Genomic DNA, 18,883 nt, shown 5'->3' with positions numbered 1-18,883 from the left:
AAATTAAATCTCCGGCCGGCGCGGCATCGGCCACCAGCTTACTTGGTTGGCTAAATATACGGCTTGCAGTCTCTCACAAGCACTTCTTATACAGATTATACAGAATCCGGTTGTCGGCATCGCTGAGCGGCATACCTACGTTTTGCTGAATAAAATGCAGTTTGAACGCCCGGATGGCCGCTGGCAAATCCCGCGTGTCGTACCCGATAATGCGCAGCGCCTCGCGGGGGCTGAATACCGTAATCGGCCCGTTCAGCCGCGCCAGTTGGGCATCCACTTTGCTGGTGTCCACGGGCAGAATGGTGGCCATCGGCACGTCGTCCGGGGCCGGCAGGGGCGGGGTAAGCAGGCGGCCGGCCAGGGCGGCGGCGCTGTCGGCCACGAAGGGGCTGGGCAGCGGTCCGGCATCGTACCACAGGCCGAAGCCGTTGGCAGACAGTCGCTTCCAGGGAAACAGGGCGCTGGGGTCATTCTTGCGGCTGGGCGCAATATCGGCATGGCCGATGAAGTTGGCCGTGGGAATACCGTAGGCTTTTTTCAGGCCGCCCAGAATGTGCATCAGGCTGGTAACCTGGGCTTCGGCAAATGGCTCAATGCCGTTGTTATCCAACTCAATTCCGATGGACGCGGAGTTGATGTCCGTAGTGTTGCCCCAGCGGGCCACGCCGCCGTGCCAGGCCCGCAGGTAGTCGTTGAGCATGTGGTACACCCGGCCGTCGCGCCCAATCACGTAGTGGGCGCTTACCTGCGTGCTGGGCAGGGTGAACGTCTTGAGTGTCTGGGCGGTGGAGTCCTGCGCCGTGTGGTGAATGACGACGTAGTTGGGCTTGCGCAGGTTGAAATTGGTGGTGCCCACCCAGTACTTACCCAGCAGACTGTCGCCGCCCGGCGTGGTGCCCGGCATGGCGCGCAGGGCCTCGGCATAGGCCTTCACCTGGGCTTTATACGACTTGTTGGTTGCGGCGTAGGGGTTGCGTTGGACGGCGCAGGCAGCCAGAGCGGCAGCGCAGGCCAGGCCCAGGCAGTGGCGAAGGGTCATCGGGGGAAGTGAAGTTTCGAGAGGAAGCGGCTGATTAGCGGTCCAAATTTCCGCAAAAAAGCCGGTGGCTCAACGTCCGCCGTCAATTGGTTTGGGCCTTGCGAAACAGAAAATGCGGAAATACCGTCATGCCGATGGTGGCGTAGCCCCGGTTTTGCTTAAGGTCGCGCACCCCGGGGTCGTAAGTCTGGTTCGGGTCTTTTTCGTTGTAGCCAAATGTGCTCGACGTGCCCCAGCCCGCCTGCAGCTGCACGGGCCGGTTTTCGGCAGGGTCCATACCGAGCCGCACCCGCATAAACACCATCGGCTCGCTGCGGGTCATGCTGCTTAGGTCAAGTGGGCTGCCGAGATTGGTCAGATGCGTGAAATTTACCTGCGTAACGTGGTAGGCGGCTCCAAACGACAAGGCGTCGCTGGCTTGCAAGATGCCGTAGGCTTCACCAAATACTTTGTTGTAGCGCGCATCAAATTCGTACTTAGTAGGATAGCCAAACAGAAAGCCGCCCTTGGAATACGCTGCCGTGCTTTGTGCCTGCCCGATGCCGCCCAATGCGCCCACCAGCCATTGGTCGCCCAGCCGCCAGTAGGTGCCTACGGCCAGGTCGTACTGGTGCCCGCGATAGTAGGTGCTGTCCCGCGAATTATCGCGCAGGTTGCTATAAGCCGCCCGCACCAGCAAGTGCCGCACCGGCGAGTAGCTCGCCGCCACATCGGCCCGGCCATTGAGGTAGGTGCTGATGGTGAATTCGCCTTGATTTTTATCGATAATCTGCGGAGCCGCGCTGCATGGGCATGTACACGACGCAACTCGTCAGGAAGAGGCTGAAGCCCGTACTCAGGAAAAGTAGTAGCCGTTGGCTCATGAGTTCGGTAGAAAATAGGTGGGGTTTCGGGTCAGAGGGAAGGTAGGAAGTTAAGCACAAAAAAGCCCCCGCAACTTTCGTTGCGAGGGCTTCCGTGGTTTCTTTTCGACGCACAAGCTAAAGCTTATGCCACGTTACTTGGCGTAGGCCACGGCGCGCATCTCCCGAATCACGGTGATTTTAATCTGGCCGGGGTACTGCATCTCCTTCTCAATTTTCTGCGAAATCTCGAAGCTCAGCTCAGCGGCGCGCTCGTCGGTCACGTTTTCGGCGTCTACCATCACGCGCAGCTCGCGGCCGGCCTGGATGGCGAAGCACTGGTTTACACCTTTGAAGCCGTTGGCCGTTTCTTCCAGCTGCTTCAGGCGCTTGATGTAGCTCTCCATCATCTCGCGGCGGGCACCGGGGCGCGAGCCCGAAATGGCATCGCAGGCCTGCACCAAAGGCGAAATCATGGCTGTCATCTCAATCTCATCGTGGTGAGCACCAATGGCATTTACCACGTCGGGGTGCTCTTTCCACTTCTTGGCCATCTCCATGCCCAGAATGGCGTGGGGCAGCTCCGGCTCCTCGGTGCTCACCTTGCCGATGTCGTGCAGCAGGCCGGCGCGCTTGGCTTTCTTCACGTCGAGGCCCATCTCGGCGGCCATGGTGGCGCAGAGGTTGGCTACTTCGCGGCTGTGTTGCAGCAGGTTCTGGCCGTACGACGAGCGGAAGCGCATGCGGCCCACCATCTTAATCAGCTCGGGGTGCAGGCCGTGAATGCCCAGGTCGATGATGGTTTTCTCGCCGATTTCGACGATTTCCTCCTCGATGTTCTTGCGGGTTTTGGCCACAATCTCCTCCACGCGGGCCGGGTGAATGCGGCCGTCCTTCACCAGCAAGTGCAGCGAGAGGCGGGCAATTTCGCGGCGCACCGGGTCGAAGCCCGAGATGATAATAGCCTCAGGCGTATCGTCCACAATGATTTCAACGCCCGTAGCTGCTTCCAGCGCCCGAATGTTGCGGCCTTCGCGGCCAATGATTTTGCCCTTCACGTCGTCGCTTTCAATGTTGAAAATCGACACGCAGTTTTCAATGGCGTGCTCCGACGCGGTGCGCTGAATGGTTTCAAGCACAATCTTCTTCGCATCCTTGGTGGCCGTCAGTTTGGCCTGAGCCACGGTATCCTTCACAAAGGAGCTGGCCTGAATCTGGGCTTCGTTCTTGAGGCTCTCTACCAGCTGCTCGCGGGCTTCGGCGGCGGTCAGGTTGGCAATGGTTTCGAGCTGGCGCTGCACCGAGTGCAATTGCTCGTCGGCATCGCGCTGCTTTTCTTCCAGCTCGGCCATCGTTTCCTCGTGGTCGGTGCGGCGCTTTTCGGCCTGGCTTTCCAGCTTATCGCGCAGCTGCTGGGTGTCGGTCTGGTTTTTCTCGCGTTGGCGGTCGAGGTCGCTTTCCTTTTTCTGAAGCTGTTCGAGCTGGCGCTGCGTGGTTTCGGTGAGCATCTTGATGCTCTGTTCCTGCTCCACTACGCCCTGGCGGCGCTGGATCAGCTCGCCTTCCAGCTCGGCTTTGAGGCGACGGCTTTCCTGGTCAAACTCGTTGCGCAGCGTCTTGAACTTGTTCTTCGACTGCTCCAGGCGCTCATCGGCCTGCTTTATTTTCTCGTCGCGAAGACGGTTGCCTTTCTCCTCCGCGTCGCGGAGGATTTGCTGGGCGCGGGCCTGGGCCTCGCCTTCATGGTCCAGCCGGGCTTTGCCGGCCAGCTGCCTGCCCACTACGATGCCCGCCACAAGGGCGACCACTGCGGTCAGCAAACAGTATAATATGATGGATGACATGTAATTATGGTTTTTGGGGTGGGGTAAAAACCATAACCAGGTAGAACAATTTTGCCCGGGCCGGACGGAAGCGGCCGATTGCCGCGCCGCCCTGCCGGGCCAACGAGTTGTGTGCGTGCCGGGCGGGGGTATTACCCCGTCAGCACCACGCCGGATAGTAGCTCGTCGAAACGAGCCAGCCGTTCGGTTAGCGCCGCATCGGTGCCATCCTTTTCCTTGCTCACTTTCAATTGGTCGGCCATTGTAGCCAACGCAACCATGGCCAGCAGGTCCTGTTTGTCCTGAATGCCGTAGCCTTCCCGGAATTCGCGCAGCTTGTCGCCCAACAGGCGGCCAGCCAGGCGCAACCGTTCCTCATCCTGCACGTCAACGCGCATGGGATAGTCCCGGTCAGCAATCCGAATTTTTATGGCTAATTCGCTCATAGGGCGAAAGTTAAGGCAGTGGGGGTGAGGGTCGTTCGGTTTAGTCTCTCAAATAGGCAAGACACTTGTCCAGTTCGCGGATGTATTCGTTGAGGCGCAGTTTAAGTTCGTTGGCGTGGGTGGGTTCCCCAGCTATGGTGTGTACAAGTTTAACGATATTTTCCTGGTTTTGGCGCTCTTTTAGCAGGCGGTCTTTTTCGCGCACGTCGGCGCGGAGCTGCTGCACGGTGGTGTTGGCATCGGCCAGGTCCTCGCGCAATTGCTGATAGGCAGCCACTAAGGTGGTAATCTGCCGCTCCAGGCGGTCGAGTTGCGCAAGCTGTTGGGATGAGGCCACGGGCGAATAAATTTTGGGTGAAGATAAAGCGGCGGGCCGAAAGCTACGCTTTACCCGGCGCTTGCTCGCGGCTTGTGCCTCAGCAAGGTTTGCGTTTGAGCCGGAAAGGAACGCAAAACAGCGCGTCATGCTGCGCTTGCCGAAGCATCGCTACCGCATTAGTAATCCATCGGTTAGGATTAGCTGCATGGTAGCGATGCTTCGGCAAGCGCAGCATGACGTTCAATCAGGCGTTACGACGACCGACCTGCTGGGTTAATTTTTACCCTTCTTGGTTTTGGTTTTGATTTTGCCGCCGTCGTCAAACTGCTTCTTCATCTTTTCATCCGTCGGCGCGGCCATCTGGGTGGGGGCGGGCATGGGCATCTTCATTATTTCGGCAGCCACGGGCTTGCCTTCCATGTCCAGCTGCACTACGGGGTAGCCCAGGGCCTGCAGGGTGGGCAGCTGCTTGTCGTCGCCCACCACCACGATATACATTTTATCGGCGGGCAGATATTGCTTGGCAATGGCCTGCACGTCTTCCTTTTTCAGGTTTTTCAGAATATCGGTCTGCTGGTTGACGTAGGTGGGCTGCAGGTCATATTCTACGAGGCGGGACAGGAAGCCGGCTTTCTGCTGGCCAGTCTCGTACTTGAGGGCATCACTCTGGCCCACTGAGGTTTGCAGGAAAGCCAGCTCCTCATCGGAAATACCGTTCTGGTAGTTCTGAATCTCGCTCATAAACTCCTTTACCGAAGCAGCGGTGGCATCGGCGCGCACGCCGGCCTGGGCCGTGAATGGACCCGCGTAGCGCGTACCACGGAAGCCCGAGTTGGCCCCGTAGGTGTAGCCCTTGTTCTCGCGCAGGTTCAGGTTGATGCGGGAGTTGAAGGCGCCGCCGAGCAGGAAGTTGGCCAGGCCGGCTTTGTAGTAGGCGCCGGTGGCGTCATACTTCATGTCGGTGAGGTAGCCCACCCGGATTTCGGACTGCGCCGCGCCGGGCTTGTTCACGAAATAGATGGTGGTTTTGTCGGGCTGCACACCAGCCATGTCGGCCGGGATGGTCACGTCCTTCTTCGCCCAGTTTTTCAGGAAGCCGAGCTGCTTGTCCAGCGTGGCCTGGTCCACGTCGCCCACGGCCACGAGGTAGCTCACGTTGGGCGCGTAGTAGGTGTTGTAGAAGCTCTTCACATCGTCGAGCGTGATGCTGCCCACCGAGGTCGTAGTGCCCGCCACGGCCGTGCCGGCAATGTTATTGGAGCCGTAAACCAAGCGGTTGTAGGTGAGGTCGGCCACCACGGCGGGCTGGTTGGCGAAGTTGGCAATCAGCTCTATCTGCTGCTTTTTCACGCGGGCAAAGTCGGCCGCGTCGAAGCGCGGGTGCAGCAGGCGCTGTTCCAGCAGGGCCATAGTGGCGGGCAGGTTCTTGGTCAGGCTCTGCACGTACACGGTGGTTTCGTTGTCGCCGGCGTTAACCAGCACTCTGGAGCCCAGCTTGTCGAGTTCCGTGGTGAACTGCTCGCCGGTGTACTTCTCCGAACCTTCGTTCAGCATGCTGGCCGTGAGCTGGGCCAGGCCAGCCTTGGCGGGCATGGCCTGCTCGAGGCGGTGGCCGCCCCGAATGGTGAGGCGCATGGTGATGGCCGGAATCTCGGTGTTCTTGGTACCCACGATTTTCAGGCCATTGGGCAGGGTTTCCTGGTACAGCGCGGGCACCTTCACTACGGGATTGGCCCCGGCGGCGGGCTGCTTGCTGCGGTCGAAGGTGTCGATGGGCTTCACGTATTTCAGGCCGGCGTAGCCGTAGTCGGGAGCTTTGTAGCCCGACTTATCAACGGTGAAGTTGTCGGGCTTGGCGGCGGCCGCGCCGCCGGTTTTGGGCAGCACGCTCAGAATCACGGCGTGCTTGCCGCGTACGTACTTGTCGTACACGCGCTGCACATCGGCCTTGGTAAGGGCCTTCAACTCCTTCATCTCTACGGTGAGGTAGTTGGGGTTGCCGTAGAAGGTTTGGTTGGCGGCCAGCAGGCTCACCTTGCCCTGCACGCTGGCTAGGGCATTAATAACCTGGGCTTCGGTCTGGGCCTTAAAGCGCTGCACGTCGCCGTCGTTTACACCACGCGTTTCAAACTCTTTCAGGGTGTTGCGGATGATGTATTCGGTGCTGTCGAGGGCTTTGCCGGGCAGGGGCAGGGCGGTAATCGTCAGGGCTCCGGCCAGCTCGTAGTTCTGCTGGTAGGCCTGGGCCTGCACGGTTTTCTGGTTTTTCACCAGGTTTTTGTAGAGCAGCGAAGTTTTGCCGCCGCCCAGAATGTCGGCCAGGGCATCGAGCGCCACGGCGTCGGGGTGGCCCTGGGGCACGGTCGGGAACCACATCTGCAGCATCGGGAAGCGGATGTTGTCGGAGTAGCTCACGTATCGGTCCTGCGCCAGCACCGGGGCGGGTAGCTTCTGCACGGGCACGGCCGGCCCGCGCTTGATGGGGCCGAAATACTTCTCCACCATCTTCACTACTTCAGCGGGCTTCACGTCGCCGCCCACCGTCAGGGTGGCGTTGTTGGGGCCGTACCAGCGCAGGAAGAAGTTCTTCAGGTCGTTCACGTCGGAGCGGTCCAGGTCTTCGAGGTAGCCGATGGGCGACCAGGAGTAGGGGTGGCCGTAGGGGAACATCGTGCGAATGAGGTACTCCTGCGACTGGCCGTAAGGCGTATTGTCAACGCGCTGGCCGCGCTCATTCTTCACCGTCGAGCGCTGAATCTCGAATTTCTTCTGGCTCACGGCGTCGAGCAGGAAGCCCATGCGGTCGGCTTCGAGCCAAAGGCCGGTTTCGAGCTGGTTGCTGGGCAGCGTTTCGAAGTAGTTGGTGCGGTCGGTAGTGGTGCTGCCGTTGAGGGTGCCGCCAGCGGCCGTCACCAGCTTGAAGTGCTGCTGGTCGCCCACGTGGTCGGAGCCCTGAAACATCATGTGCTCAAAGAAGTGCGCGAAGCCCGATTTGCCAATCTGCTCCCGCGCCGAGCCCACGTGGTAGGTCACATCGACGTGCACCAACGGGTCGGAGTGGTCTTCGGCCACGATGAGCGTGAGGCCGTTGGGCAGCACATACTTCTCGTAGGGAATGACGAGCTGGCCGGGCTGCTTGGTTACCCTTTCCACCAGGCGGGTGCCGCCGGGCGTGGTCATCAGGGCCGTTTTGGCGCTTGCGGGTGTTTTTTTCTGCTGAGCGTAGCCGACGGTTGTCAGCAGCGCCAGGCCCAGGGTGGACAGGAAACGTAGGTTCATTTTGTAGGAAAAAGGTGATGGATTGGAAGTGTAGGAGGCAATTCAGGCTGCAACTTACTGCCCTGCAGGCTACCAGAGAGCCAGTAGGCCAAGGGTAACGACTACATCGCCGGGGTTGCGTTGGCATTACGGATGGACCTTAATAATTCTAGCCCGCAGAAGGCGCAGAGGCTTGCGCAGAAGTCGCAGAACGTTCTGCGACTTCTGCGCAAGCCTCTGCGCCTTCTGCGGGCTAGAAGTGTCAGAACTCTACTTCCGAATCAACGCGCCGGCCTGCTTCTCGAACTGCTGAATCAGCTTCTGCATCACCTGGTCGATGGCCTGCTCGCTGAGCGTTTGGCTGAAATCCTGCAGGGTGAAGCTCACCGAGTACGACTTTTTGCCCGCGCCCAGGTTTTCGCCAGCGTACACATCGAACACGTTGATGCTTTGCAGCAGCTTCTTCTCGGTGCGCCGGGCAATCTGCTGGAGCTGGTCAAACGTCACCGTCGAATCCACCACGATGCTCAAATCGCGGCGCACTTCCGGGAATTTCGACAGCTCGCGGGCCACCAGCGTGGGCTTGTACTTCTTCGAAAGCGCATCCCAGTCCAGCTCGGCATACCACACCGGCTGCGTCACGTCCAGCCGCTTCAGCACCGAGGCCGACACCGCGCCCAGCTGCGCTACCGGCTGGTTGTGCACCAGCAGCGCGAGGCCGCCGGCCAGGTACTCATGCTGCACCGGCTGCGAAGCTGCGCCACCGAAGCCCAGTGCCGCCAGCACCTGCTGCACCGCCCCGCCCAGGTCGTGGAACGCCGCCTTTTCTGACTTCTGCTGCCAGGTTTCGCCGTCGGCGTTGCCCGTCAGGTAAATCACCAGCTTGTTCTTTTCCATGTGCTTGCCGTTCTCATTCTGCAAGTAGGTTTTGCCGAACTCGTACAGCTTCAAGTCGCGCTGGCGGCGGTTGATGTTGTGCCGGATAACCTCCAGGCCCGAGTGCAGCAGCGTGGGCCGCATCACGTTCAAATCAACGCTGTTGTAGTTCAGAATGCGCACCAGCGCGTTGTTCGGCTCGGCCTCTTTCTCGAAATACAGCGAGTTGGTGAGCGAGTTGGTGAGAATTTCCGAGAAGCCCTGGCCGCTGAGCAGCGAGGCGATTTTCACGCGCGTCACCTCGGGGTCAGGATTTGGGAATTTGGCCAGGAACGAGGCCGAGTTGTTGGGGCGTAGGGCCACGTTGTTGTAGCCGTAGATGCGCAGGATTTCCTCAATCACGTCAGCCTCGCGGGTCACGTCCACTTTGTGGGGCGGCACGGTCAGCGTCCAGGTGTCCTGGTCGCCGGCGTCGGGGTTCTCCTCGCTGATTTCGATGTCGAGGTCCGTCAAAATCTGGCGGATGCGCTCGGGGGCGATGTACTGGCCCACCAGCCGCTCCACGCGGGGCAGGCGCAGGCGCACGGTGGCCGATAGCACGGGCGTGGGGTACTCGTCCACGATAGGGGCGGCAACGGTGGCACCCGCCACTTCCTGCAGCAGCAGCGCGGCCCTTTGCAGGGCTATTATCACCATATTCGGGTCGGTGCCGCGCTCGAAGCGGAACGAGGCGTCGGTTTTCAGCTGGTGCGTCTGCGAGCTGCGGCGCACGGCGGCGGGGCCGAAGTAGGCGCTTTCCAGGAACACGCGGGTAGTGCCCTCGTTCACGCCCGAGGTCTTGCCGCCGAACACGCCGGCCAGCGCCATCGGCGCGCCGTTGGCATCGGCAATCACTAAGTCCTCGGCTTTCAGGCTGCGCTCGGTGCCATCCAGCGTCACGAATTTCTCGCCGGCTTCGGCGCGCTTCACGCGAATCTGGCCGCCGGTAATCTGTTTGGCATCAAAGGCATGCAAAGGCTGGCCCAGCTCGTGCAGCACGAAGTTGGTCACGTCCACCACATTATTAATAGGCGAGAGACCGATGCTGCGCAGGCGGCGCTGCAGCCACTCGGGCGAGGGGCCAACGTGCACGTTCTCCAGCAGCAGGCCGGCGTAGCGGGGGCAGGCTATTTCATCTTCAATGTTGACAGCAATATTATTGGCGGCCGAAACCGGCGCCGCGAAGCCGCTCACATCCGGCAAATGGCAGGGCTGGCGCAGCAGGGCGCGCAGCTCGCGGGCCACGCCGTAGTGCGAGGCGGCATCGGCGCGGTTGGGCGTGAGGCCGATTTCATACACCGTATCGGAGCCCAGGCCGAAGTAGTCGGCGGCGGGCGTGCCGTTGGGCAGCTCGGTGGTCAGCACCATAATGCCGGCGTGCGATTGGCCCAGGCCGATTTCGTCCTCGGCGCAAATCATGCCTTCGGAGGCCGCGCCGCGAATCTTGCTTTTCTTGATTTTGAACGGCTCGCCGCTGCTCGGGTACAGCATGGTACCTTCGAGGGCCACCACTACGCGCTGGCCGGCGGCCACGTTGGGGGCACCGCACACAATCTGGCGGGGCGTGGCGTCGCCCACGTCCACGGTGGTCAGGCTCAGCTTGTCGGCATCGGGGTGGGGCTCGCGGGTGAGCACGGTGCCCAGCACTAGGCCGCGCAGGCCGCCGGGAATGCTTTCCAGCTCCTCGGCGCTCTCCACTTCCAGGCCTGAGCCGGTGAGCAAGGCACTAATCTCGGCGGCGGGTTTGTCGGTCGGAATGAGGGTTTTAAGCCAGTCGAGGGAAATGCGCATCTGTAGTTGTCCGTTGCTAGTTGTTCGTTGTCAGGGAGCAAAGGTACAAAGCGAGGCAAGGCGTCTGGGAGGATGTGCCCGGGAGATTTCCAAAACACAGAAGGCTAAGCGGAGAGTCACCGGCAGCAGATTGGGAGAGCGAGTTGCAGGACAATGCCGAACGGTTTTGTGCCTTCAGAACGGCGACCTTTCCCGCACCTGGCCATGGAGCGATTTCTCACCGGCCGCCGCTGTAGGTTTCGCTGCCGTTGGTGAGGTCAGTGAAAGGAGTGAGGAGGGGAGAGTCGCATCTGCTGTGGCGCGTTATCGATGCTGAATTTGATTATGAGTCCACTTAAAGCCTAAGGAGCTGCTTAAAGGTCAAGCTGAGTGCAGCCGAAGCATGACCGGTTTAACGGTATCAACTCAAACTGCTGATTACATCCATTAGACCCTACATCAGGTAATAGGCTTCGGCGGGTATGGGAGTAGGTACATCTTCTCTCTCCAGCAGCTCCCGCAGGTTTATCTCAATGGTGCGGGCAATGGCCGTGACGGGCGTATCGGTGGGCAGGTTGCTGAAGGGGTCCTGCATGTAGCGGGCGGTACGCTCGACCAGGAAGAAGATAACGGCGAACATAACCAGAATCGGTATTTCCCAAAGGCCGTTGGTTTCAACCAGGCTGAGCGATAAGGTGCCCAGAAACAGATAGATAAGAAAGTGTACCAGCCGCCGATAGTTGGTCGGAAATACCGTGCTTTTGATGCGCTCGGCTCGCCCCATCGAGTCGCAGAGGCGTACCAGCGTATCATCGAGCTGCACTTGCTGATAGGGATTGATGGCCTCCTGCTCATACAGGATTTTGAACTGCTGGGTATGCAGCGACAACAGCGCCAGCGACTTGTTGGCCTGGCGCCCCGCGTAGGCCAGCTCCTGCGCTGGCAGGTAGCGGGCAAGCGTGGCCATGGGGTCCTGGCCCCGTAGCGTTTCGCCCAGGCCGTAGCACCACGCCATCTGCCGGCAGGCCAGGCTGTTCAACAGTCCCTCCGACAGATACTCTGCCTTTACAAAGGTGCGCGCCTGCAGTACCAGCGTGCGCGAATCGTTGACGATGGCACCCCATATTTTGCGCGCCTCCCACCACCGCTCATACGACTGGCTGATGGTGAAGGCCAGTAGCAGCGAGATGGCGCTACCCAGAATGGAGGGCAACGACAGCGGAATGGGTGGTAAATAAGCGGAGAGGTACGTTTTGAGCAGCAGGAATACCGCCGAGATGAGCAGCACCAGTGCCATGTCGGGCCCAATACGTCGTAGAATAAAGCGAACAGGAAGTTTTTTGTCCAGTAGCATAGGCAATCTGAAGATAGTGTAGGCCTATTTCTACGGACTTGGGCAGCGTATAGCTAAAACCCGGCATTGAAGCAGTCAGCCAGTGCAAGCCTACTGTGCTGCTGTTCAATATTCGCCGTCCCGAGAATTTGCCGGCCGGGCTGGCAGCAATGGCTGCCGCCAGCCCGGCCTTCCCGCTGCTGAGCGCCAACGAAGGGCTGCCATTACTCGTGAAACGATTTTTCGCCGGCCGGAATGGCGACCTGCAGCCGGTTTTCGGCGGGCGGTACCGGGCAGCTGTACTCGTTGTTGTAGGCGCAGTAGGGATTGTAGGCGCGGTTGAAATCGAGCTCGATTTCCGGTTCGTTCAGGCTGGGAATGGGGGCGTCGAGGTAGCGGCCGCCGCCGTAGGTTTCGTGGCCGTTGGTGAGGTCGGTGAAGGGGATAAATAGCGTGGAATCGCGGCCATTGGCTTTTAAATACACCCGTAATTGTTGGGGTGAATTATTGATGTTGAATTTCACCACGCCCCAATTCAGGTATTTCTCGGCTTTGTTATCGCTCATTTGAATAAGCGTGGTATCCGGGGTTTCGGTGCGCGAAATATCGGCGTGTGGCACGAAAGCTAAATCGGCTGCATAATATTTCAGGCTGTCAAACTGCGCTTTTTGCGCGGCAGAAATTGGCGATTCTTCCGACTGCCGAAAAGTGCGGTTTTTCTCGCTGCGAAATTTATTTAATTGCGCTAAATAGACGCTGTTATTTGGTTTCGCGTCGTTTAGCGAATAGAAAATAATGCCGATAATAGCGGCAGCGAGGGCAAGTTTTTTAATCATTAATTTTTGTTTTAAAATCGGCTGTCATGCCGAGCGTAGCGAAGCATCCCGTTACCGCTGAATAATGCGTGCAGACGTGAAAAGATGCTTCGCTGCGCTCAGCGTGACAACTTACAGCATGCCTTCGTCGGCGAAGCTGTAATAGCCCTGGTCGGAATAAATGAGGTGGTCGAGAATGGGTAAATCCAGGAAATTACCGGCTTCCTTCAGCTTTTTGGTGAGCTGAATGTCGGCGGCGCTGGGGTTGCGGTTGCCGCTGGGGTGGTTGTGTACCAGAATAATGCTGCTGGCCAGCTGCTCCAGGGCTTCCTTGAAAATCATTTTGGGGTCGGCCACGGTGCCGGCCACGCCGCCCCGGCTGATGGCGGTTTTGCGCATCACCACGTTGGCTCGGTTCAGGAGAATTACCCAGAATTCCTCGTGCGGCAGGTCCATCAAATTCGGTCGAATCAGATTATAAATGTCGCGCGAGCAGGTGATGGTGGTGCGCGGGGTGGCATCGGCCTCCTTGCGGCGGCGGCCCAGCTCCAGCGCGGCCACTATCGTAATGGCCTTGGCCGGGCCGATGCCGGGGTGGCGGCAAAGCTGCTTCACGCTCTCGCGGGCCAGGGCATTGAGGTCGTTGCCCACGCCTTGCAGCATGAGCATGCCCACATCCACCGCCGAGAGCCTGGTGGTGCCCGAGCCCAGCAGAATGGCAATCAGCTCGGCATCGGAGAGGGCGGCGCGGCCTTTGGCCATTAGCTTTTCGCGGGGCCGGTCATCCTCGGCCCAGCTCTTGATGCCGGATGCGGTGGGGGCGGCATAGGGCAGGGGCGTACCCGGCAGGGTAGGAGCGGCGTGGTGCTGCTTGTCAGGCGTGGGCATGGGTGGCAGAAGGTAAAAGCGTATTAGAGCAGTTTGGGGGTAGAGACGCAATATCTGGCGTCTCATCGTTGAACGACCGGAACCACGCCGCCTACGACTCCTGCATTGCGCAGTCATAACAACATCAGCAACGACGAGACGCCAGGTATTGCGTCTCTACCTCATTCACGGACCTCGAATTTTCTTTAAATGTAAAGCAAAAGCGGGCCGGGTGCGTTTAAGCCCCGAAGCTGCCGCTGCATTGGTGCGCGGCGGCGTAATCTGAATAGAAGGTTTGTATGCGTAATCCGTTGGTTTTATGGTTAGTGCTGGCCGTGGTGGTGCTGGCTGAATGGTATGGTTATCAGGCAGTACGCACGGTAGTGCAGCACCTTTCGCCCGGTGTCCGGCGGGCGGCGGCCATCAGCTACTGGCTGCTCACGGTGGGTAGCTGGATGATTGCGGCCTGGGCCGGCTCGACCCGGCAAACGGGCAATATTCAACTCAAAAGCTACCTCATGAGCCTGCCCGTGCTGCTGCTGGGGGCCAAGCTGGTGATGTTTATCCCGCTGCTGCTGGAAGACGTGACGCGGCTGGGCCGCTGGGCCATGAGCTCGGCCAGCCGGCCGGCGGGCACGGACGTGGTGGCCATTCCGCGCAGCGAATTTCTGGCGAAGCTGGCGCTGGGCATCGGGGCTATTCCTTTTTTTTCACTGCTGTGGGGCATGGTGAAGGGCGGCACGGACTACACCGTGCGCCGCGTGACACTGCGCTATCCCAACCTGCCGCCGGCGTTCGACGGCTTTAAAGTGCTGCAAATCTCGGACTTGCACACCGGCAGCTTCAACTCGACGGAGCCGCTGGAGCGGGCCGTGGCCATGATAAATCGCCAGGGTGCCGACTTGATTCTGATGACCGGCGACCTGGTGAACAACCGCGCCACCGAGGTGGAGCCGCATATTCCGGCCCTCGCGGGCATCAAGTCGGAACTGCCCATTTTTTCCAGCCTCGGCAACCACGACTATGGCGATTACGTGGCCTGGAAAACCCCCGCCGACAAGCGCGCCAACCTGGAGCGCCTGATGCAGAACCACGCCAAAATTGGCTGGACGCTGCTCAACGACACCAGCCACACCATCACGCGCGGCACCGATAAAATATCGGTGCTCGGCGTGCAGAACTGGAGCAGCCACGCCAACTTCCCCAAGCACGGCAACCTGGCCCAGGCCCACGCCGCCAGCGGTGACGCGCCCTTCAAAATCCTGCTCTCGCACGACCCCTCGCACTGGGAAGCGCAGGTGCTCAATTACCCCGATATCGACCTCACCCTCAGCGGCCATACTCACGGCATGCAGTTCGGTGTGAACCTGCCCTTTCTAAAATGGAGCCCCGTGAAATACGTGTATAAGCAGTGGGCCGGCCTGTATGAGCAGGGCCGTCAGAAGCTGTACGTGAACGTGGGCCTGGGCTTTTTGGGCTACCCGGGGCGGGTAGGTTTCCTGCCCGAAATCACGGTGTTTGAGTTGCGCCGGGCGTAGAATTGGTGTGGAAAAAAAGAACGTCATGCTTCGGCGGCGCTCCGCATGACGTTCTTTTAACGGTGAATTAAACCTGAAATAACATCCACTACGCCATTACCATAAAGCGCCCCCAAACCACTTTCGGTTTGCTTTTCAACTCCCCTTTTCTCAACACATGAAAAATTCCCTATTGATTCTCGCCGGCGCTGCCGCTCTCTCCCTGGCCTCCTGCTCGCAGGAAAAAACCACCGAAGTGACCACCGTACCCGCCGACGGTACTACCACCACGACGATTACCACAACCACCGGCCCGATGACGGATGCCCAGATTGAGGCCCGCGCCCAAAAAATCGCCGATAAAATGGTGGCTGATATGAAAATCATGGACGAGGCCACGAAAACCAAAATCCGCACCGTGTACGTGAACCGCTACAAGCGCATGAACGAGCTGCGCAGCAAGTACACCACCGACACCACCGGCATGGCCGCCGCCATGCGCGACGCCAACACGGCGCAGGATACCGAGTTCAAGTCGGTTTTCACCGACCCCACCCAGTACCAGGCCTACGAGTCGAGCCGCTCGACCTACGACGACAGCAACTACGCGAACGATAACTCGTCGGTCTCGTCGATGTCGGATACTACCGGCGCGGCTTCGTCGTCGATGACCACCACGGAAAGCTCCACCACCACGACCACTGATAACGGCATGACCAGCGGCATGGACGTATCGAAACTGAAGGCCAAAGCCGAGGACGGCAGCAAAATCAAGATGAAGGAAAACGGCAAGGTGAAAATGAAAGACGCCGACGGTACCAAAGTCAAAAACTAACGGTTTGGTCGATATAATCGGCCAAATTATCGCTGAAAGGCCCGCACCTGCAACGGTGCGGGCTTTTTTTGGCTCGTTGGGTTGCTACTTTGTAGGAGCGTTGCGTTTAAGGATTAATGGTTTTAAAAGTAAAGTATTGTGTGCCGGCCCCTTGGCCAAAGCTGGGCCGGGTGCTGGGCCTGCTGGCGGCGCTGTGGCTGCTGGCTGGCCGGGCCCAGGCCCAGCTGGCCCCCACGGTGCGCCTGAGTGGCAGCGTGTCGGAAGCCCAGACGCGGCTGCCCATTCCGGGGGCTACGGTGCAGGTGCTGCGCACCAGGCGCGGTGTGGTGACCGCCACCACCGGCGATTTCAGCATCGATGCCCTGCCCACGGATACCGTCCAGTTTCGGGCGCTGGGCTATAAGACGCAGCGCATGGCGCTGGGTGGCACGGGCTTGTCGCAGCTGGTGGTGCGCATTCAGCTGGCCCGCGACAGCGTGCGCCTGGGCGAAGTGCAGGTAGTGAGCGACCGGCCCGACCGCGCCATTATCAACCGGGCGCTGCGCAACATCAAGCGGCCTGCGCCGCCGGTGGTGAGCGGGGCCAGGCGCCCGCCCAAGCCCAAGCCGCTCTTTGCCGTCGATTCCACAGCTCCCAAAGCGCCCATTCCCACCATTGCCAGCCCCGTGAGCCTGCTCTACGACCAGTTTTCGCGCGAGGGCAAGCAGCGCCGCAAAATGGAGCAGATTGAAGCCGAGCAGCGCGCCGAAAAATCCCGCAAGGTCCGCGCCGAGTACAACAAGGCCTTTCTGGACAATCGCGGCTACCAGCCGTAAGAGAAGTTAAGAGTTAGGAGTTGAGAGTGAACAGTTTTTAGTGAGCAATTGAATAACAACTGTTCACTCTCAACTCCTAACTCTTATCCCCCCCCGATAACTGCCGGCTGCATTTCCGCGTAAGCCCAATGTATGAAAATTGGGTATCCTTGCGTGAACGAGGCGATGGATTGCAGCTCCGGCAATACTTTCCGGCTGGCATCGTATTCAGAAGAGCGACTGGTTGCGGCCGTAACGGCCAACCTGGCCTGCCTGCGCCGCATGCTGGAATGGAACGTGGCTCAGGGCCTGCTCTTTTTCCGCATCGGCTCCAGCATTGTGTCCTTCGGCTCGCATCCCATCAATACGTTTGACTGGCAAACGCACTTTGCGGCCGATTTCCGGGCTATTGGCGACTACATCAAGGTTCATAACCTGCGGGTGAGCTTCCACCCCGACCAGTTTGTGGTGCTGAACTCGCCCAGCCCCGATATTGTGCAGCGCAGTATTCAGGAGCTGGTGTACCAGGGTTCGATGCTGGACTTGATGGGGCTCGATGGCACGGCCAAGCTCCAGATTCATGTGGGCGGGCTGTATGGCGAGCGGGAGCTGGCCATAAGCCGTTTTGCGGCGGTGCACGCCGCCCTGCCGCCGGCCGTGAAAGCCCGCGTGGTGGTTGAAAACGACGACCGGCTGTTTTCCCTGCGCGACTGCCTGGCGCTGCACCAGCTCACGGGCGTACCCATTCTGTTCGATAATTTCCACCACGAATGCCTCAACCACGGCGAGCCCATGGCCGAGGCCCTGCGCCTGGCCGCCGCCACTTGGCACCCCACCGCCGACGGCGTGCCCCTGATGGACTATAGTTCGCAGGCCCTGGGTGAGCGCAAAGGCAAGCACACCAACGACCTGGTAGATGAGCAGTTTCGCGAATTCCTCACCCACCTGCACGGCCTCGATTTCGACCTGATGCTGGAAATAAAAAACAAGGAAGCCAGCGCCCTGCGCGCCGTGGCCATTTTGCGCGAGCTGGGCCTGAGCGCCGCCGCGCCCGATGCCAGCAGCCCGCCCCTCGCACTGCCCCCCGACCCCAACGCGCCCGCCAAAGCCAGGCGTGCTAAAAAAGAAACTCCCAGTTAGCGCGGTTTCAACTGCGTACGGCATCAACGGGCGTTTGCGCCCTTCCTACCCTCATATCCTCACACCCTTATACCCCAAAAAACCATGCCTTCTGACCACCTTCTCGCTACCGTTAGCGCCTTGCGCAATGGCCTTACCAGCCTGCCCCTGGGCTCGGCCATGGACAATACCGAAACCTGGCAGCAGCAGTTTCTGCAGAGCGGCGAGCCCGGCCTGCAGGACATTGCCCGCGAAATCGGCAAACTCCAGTCGCTGCTCAGCAGCGGCGTACTGAGCAGCACGGCCATCGGCACCTCGCTTTCGATGCTGGGCGACCAGACCGGCGAAATCAGCGCCAGTGCTCCGGCCGACCTGAAAAAGCCGCTCACCGAGCTGGCCGACCTGCTGCGCCGCCACGGCGGCGACCTGCTGGCCCACGCCGCCAAAAAGGCGTAGCAGCCGCGCGCCCATCAACCAAAAAGCCCCGCCGGATATTAGTCCGGCGGGGCTTTTGTGTTCGGTAGCCTGGACTATTTGGGCGTGTTCGGGTTGTAGGTAGGCACGGTGTTCTGCTCGATGTTGCTGCTGCTGCTGCGGCGCGAGCGGGTGGGTACTACGTCCGTAGACTGGCGCGGCTGGTCGGCCCGCCGGATGGGCTGCTCGCGGATATCGGGCACGGCGTTGGGCGACTGTTCCGGGGTGGCGGCGGGCCAGAAGCCCCGGCCATCGAGCTGGCGGGTGGGCTGGGCATCGCGGTTGGTGGGCGTGCGCTGCATGGTGGGCGGCCCCTGAATGGTGCTTTGGTTGAGCGCCGGGTTCACGGGGGGCACGGTGGTCTGGCCCTGGCTGCCGCCGCGCACAGGGGCCGAGGGGTCGAAGGGAACGGTTTGGGCCTGGGCCGTGGTGGCAAATAGCAGGCCGGCTAGTAAGAGGGAATATTTCATAGCGGGGTGGGGGAGTGGGGAATAAAAAAAGCCGGCTGCTTCGGTAAGAACCAGCCGACTGCCAACTCGTTACGGCATTGAGCCGCAAAAAGTTACTGCATTATAGACTGGCCTTTTATCTTGACTTTGCCGTTGGTTATATTGCCCTTGGTTTTGGTGCGGCGGCCCGAGGTGGTGCCCATGATGCCGCCGGTGGTTGTTTGCGCAAAGGCCGCGTTGCTAAGGCCAAAGCTCAATAATGCGGGGA

Annotated in this window: 17 protein-coding genes; 5 read left to right on the top strand and 12 right to left on the bottom strand. The window is 60.0% G+C overall.

Features of this window, described 5'->3' with window-relative positions:
- Positions 1-73: 73 nt before the first annotated feature.
- The 10 genes from KQ661_RS19945 to radC all read right to left on the bottom strand — a co-directional run bounded on the left by KQ661_RS19945 (position 74) and on the right by radC (position 13,448).
- Positions 74-1,039, bottom strand: coding sequence for an N-acetylmuramoyl-L-alanine amidase (locus KQ661_RS19945; RefSeq protein WP_216727849.1), 966 nt, complete (start codon positions 1,037-1,039; stop codon positions 74-76).
- 82 nt (positions 1,040-1,121) lie between these two features.
- Positions 1,122-1,748 carry a hypothetical protein gene (locus KQ661_RS19940; RefSeq protein ID WP_216727848.1) on the bottom strand — a complete coding sequence of 209 codons (627 nt, stop codon included), beginning with the start codon at positions 1,746-1,748 and terminating at the stop codon, positions 1,122-1,124.
- A 288-nt stretch (positions 1,749-2,036) separates the two neighbouring features.
- Positions 2,037-3,725 (bottom strand): ribonuclease Y, encoded by a 1,689-nt coding sequence (rny, locus tag KQ661_RS19935; RefSeq protein ID WP_216727847.1) that lies wholly within the window; start codon positions 3,723-3,725, stop codon positions 2,037-2,039.
- A gap of 131 nt (positions 3,726-3,856) precedes the next feature.
- Complete coding sequence (locus tag KQ661_RS19930; RefSeq protein WP_168673662.1) at positions 3,857-4,150, bottom strand: cell division protein ZapA; 294 nt, start codon at positions 4,148-4,150, stop codon at positions 3,857-3,859.
- Between the two features lie 40 nt (positions 4,151-4,190).
- A complete protein-coding gene (locus KQ661_RS19925; protein ID WP_168673663.1) occupies positions 4,191-4,487 on the bottom strand; it encodes a coiled-coil domain-containing protein 22 in 297 nt (98 codons plus the stop codon).
- A 255-nt stretch (positions 4,488-4,742) separates the two neighbouring features.
- Positions 4,743-7,748, bottom strand: a complete 3,006-nt coding sequence (locus tag KQ661_RS19920; RefSeq protein WP_317196139.1) for a M16 family metallopeptidase — start codon at positions 7,746-7,748, stop codon at positions 4,743-4,745.
- A 249-nt stretch (positions 7,749-7,997) separates the two neighbouring features.
- Positions 7,998-10,433, bottom strand: coding sequence for a phenylalanine--tRNA ligase subunit beta (pheT, locus tag KQ661_RS19915; protein WP_216727846.1), 2,436 nt, complete (start codon positions 10,431-10,433; stop codon positions 7,998-8,000).
- Between the two features lie 433 nt (positions 10,434-10,866).
- Complete coding sequence (locus KQ661_RS19910; protein ID WP_216690172.1) at positions 10,867-11,766, bottom strand: bestrophin family protein; 900 nt, start codon at positions 11,764-11,766, stop codon at positions 10,867-10,869.
- 203 nt (positions 11,767-11,969) lie between these two features.
- Positions 11,970-12,581: a DUF1684 domain-containing protein gene (locus KQ661_RS19905; RefSeq protein WP_216690171.1), complete on the bottom strand. Its 612-nt coding sequence runs from the start codon at positions 12,579-12,581 to the stop codon at positions 11,970-11,972.
- A gap of 111 nt (positions 12,582-12,692) precedes the next feature.
- The gene (gene radC, locus KQ661_RS19900; RefSeq protein WP_216727845.1) at positions 12,693-13,448 is read right to left on the bottom strand and encodes a RadC family protein; all 756 of its coding nucleotides are present in this window, start codon (positions 13,446-13,448) and stop codon (positions 12,693-12,695) included.
- Positions 13,449-13,738: 290 nt separating this feature from the next.
- On the opposite strand from radC, the gene KQ661_RS19895 reads away from it, so the two are divergent.
- The 5 genes from KQ661_RS19895 to KQ661_RS19875 all read left to right on the top strand — a co-directional run bounded on the left by KQ661_RS19895 (position 13,739) and on the right by KQ661_RS19875 (position 18,148).
- A complete protein-coding gene (locus KQ661_RS19895) occupies positions 13,739-14,965 on the top strand; it encodes a metallophosphoesterase (RefSeq protein ID WP_226915650.1) in 1,227 nt (408 codons plus the stop codon).
- A 157-nt stretch (positions 14,966-15,122) separates the two neighbouring features.
- A complete protein-coding gene (locus KQ661_RS19890; protein WP_216727844.1) occupies positions 15,123-15,779 on the top strand; it encodes a hypothetical protein in 657 nt (218 codons plus the stop codon).
- 140 nt (positions 15,780-15,919) lie between these two features.
- Positions 15,920-16,594 (top strand): carboxypeptidase-like regulatory domain-containing protein, encoded by a 675-nt coding sequence (locus KQ661_RS19885; RefSeq protein WP_216727843.1) that lies wholly within the window; start codon positions 15,920-15,922, stop codon positions 16,592-16,594.
- A 132-nt stretch (positions 16,595-16,726) separates the two neighbouring features.
- Entirely contained in the window at positions 16,727-17,713 is a 987-nt protein-coding gene (gene uvsE, locus KQ661_RS19880) for a UV DNA damage repair endonuclease UvsE (protein ID WP_216727842.1), read from the top strand.
- Positions 17,714-17,797: 84 nt separating this feature from the next.
- Positions 17,798-18,148, top strand: a complete 351-nt coding sequence (locus KQ661_RS19875; RefSeq protein WP_216727841.1) for a hypothetical protein — start codon at positions 17,798-17,800, stop codon at positions 18,146-18,148.
- Positions 18,149-18,222: 74 nt separating this feature from the next.
- Here the strand turns inward: KQ661_RS19875 and KQ661_RS19870 are convergent, their stop codons facing one another.
- Entirely contained in the window at positions 18,223-18,636 is a 414-nt protein-coding gene (locus tag KQ661_RS19870; protein ID WP_216690164.1) for a hypothetical protein, read from the bottom strand.
- Between the two features lie 92 nt (positions 18,637-18,728).
- Positions 18,729-18,872, bottom strand: a complete 144-nt coding sequence (locus tag KQ661_RS19865) for a hypothetical protein (RefSeq protein ID WP_216690163.1) — start codon at positions 18,870-18,872, stop codon at positions 18,729-18,731.
- Between the last annotated feature and the right edge of the window lie 11 nt (positions 18,873-18,883).

This window comes from Hymenobacter siberiensis (assembly GCF_018967845.1).
Taxonomy (GTDB): Bacteria; Bacteroidota; Bacteroidia; order Cytophagales; family Hymenobacteraceae; genus Hymenobacter; species Hymenobacter siberiensis.
Note: the sequence above shows the minus strand (reverse complement) of the source record. Positions and strands in the feature narration are given on the sequence as shown.

Bases quoted from the DNA above. Each gene is read 5' to 3' on its own strand.
- KQ661_RS19945 (WP_216727849.1), bottom strand. From the start codon at position 1,039: ATGACCCTTCGCCACTGCCTGGGCCTGGCCTGCGCTGCCGCTCTGGCT.
- rny (WP_216727847.1), bottom strand. From the start codon at position 3,725: ATGTCATCCATCATATTATACTGTTTGCTGACCGCAGTGGTCGCCCTT.
- KQ661_RS19930 (WP_168673662.1), bottom strand. From the start codon at position 4,150: ATGAGCGAATTAGCCATAAAAATTCGGATTGCTGACCGGGACTATCCC.
- KQ661_RS19920 (WP_317196139.1), bottom strand. From the start codon at position 7,748: ATGAACCTACGTTTCCTGTCCACCCTGGGCCTGGCGCTGCTGACAACC.
- pheT (WP_216727846.1), bottom strand. From the start codon at position 10,433: ATGCGCATTTCCCTCGACTGGCTTAAAACCCTCATTCCGACCGACAAA.
- KQ661_RS19910 (WP_216690172.1), bottom strand. From the start codon at position 11,766: ATGCTACTGGACAAAAAACTTCCTGTTCGCTTTATTCTACGACGTATT.
- KQ661_RS19905 (WP_216690171.1), bottom strand. From the start codon at position 12,581: ATGATTAAAAAACTTGCCCTCGCTGCCGCTATTATCGGCATTATTTTC.
- radC (WP_216727845.1), bottom strand. From the start codon at position 13,448: ATGCCCACGCCTGACAAGCAGCACCACGCCGCTCCTACCCTGCCGGGT.
- KQ661_RS19890 (WP_216727844.1), top strand. From the start codon at position 15,123: ATGAAAAATTCCCTATTGATTCTCGCCGGCGCTGCCGCTCTCTCCCTG.
- uvsE (WP_216727842.1), top strand. From the start codon at position 16,727: ATGAAAATTGGGTATCCTTGCGTGAACGAGGCGATGGATTGCAGCTCC.
- KQ661_RS19875 (WP_216727841.1), top strand. From the start codon at position 17,798: ATGCCTTCTGACCACCTTCTCGCTACCGTTAGCGCCTTGCGCAATGGC.
- KQ661_RS19870 (WP_216690164.1), bottom strand. From the start codon at position 18,636: ATGAAATATTCCCTCTTACTAGCCGGCCTGCTATTTGCCACCACGGCC.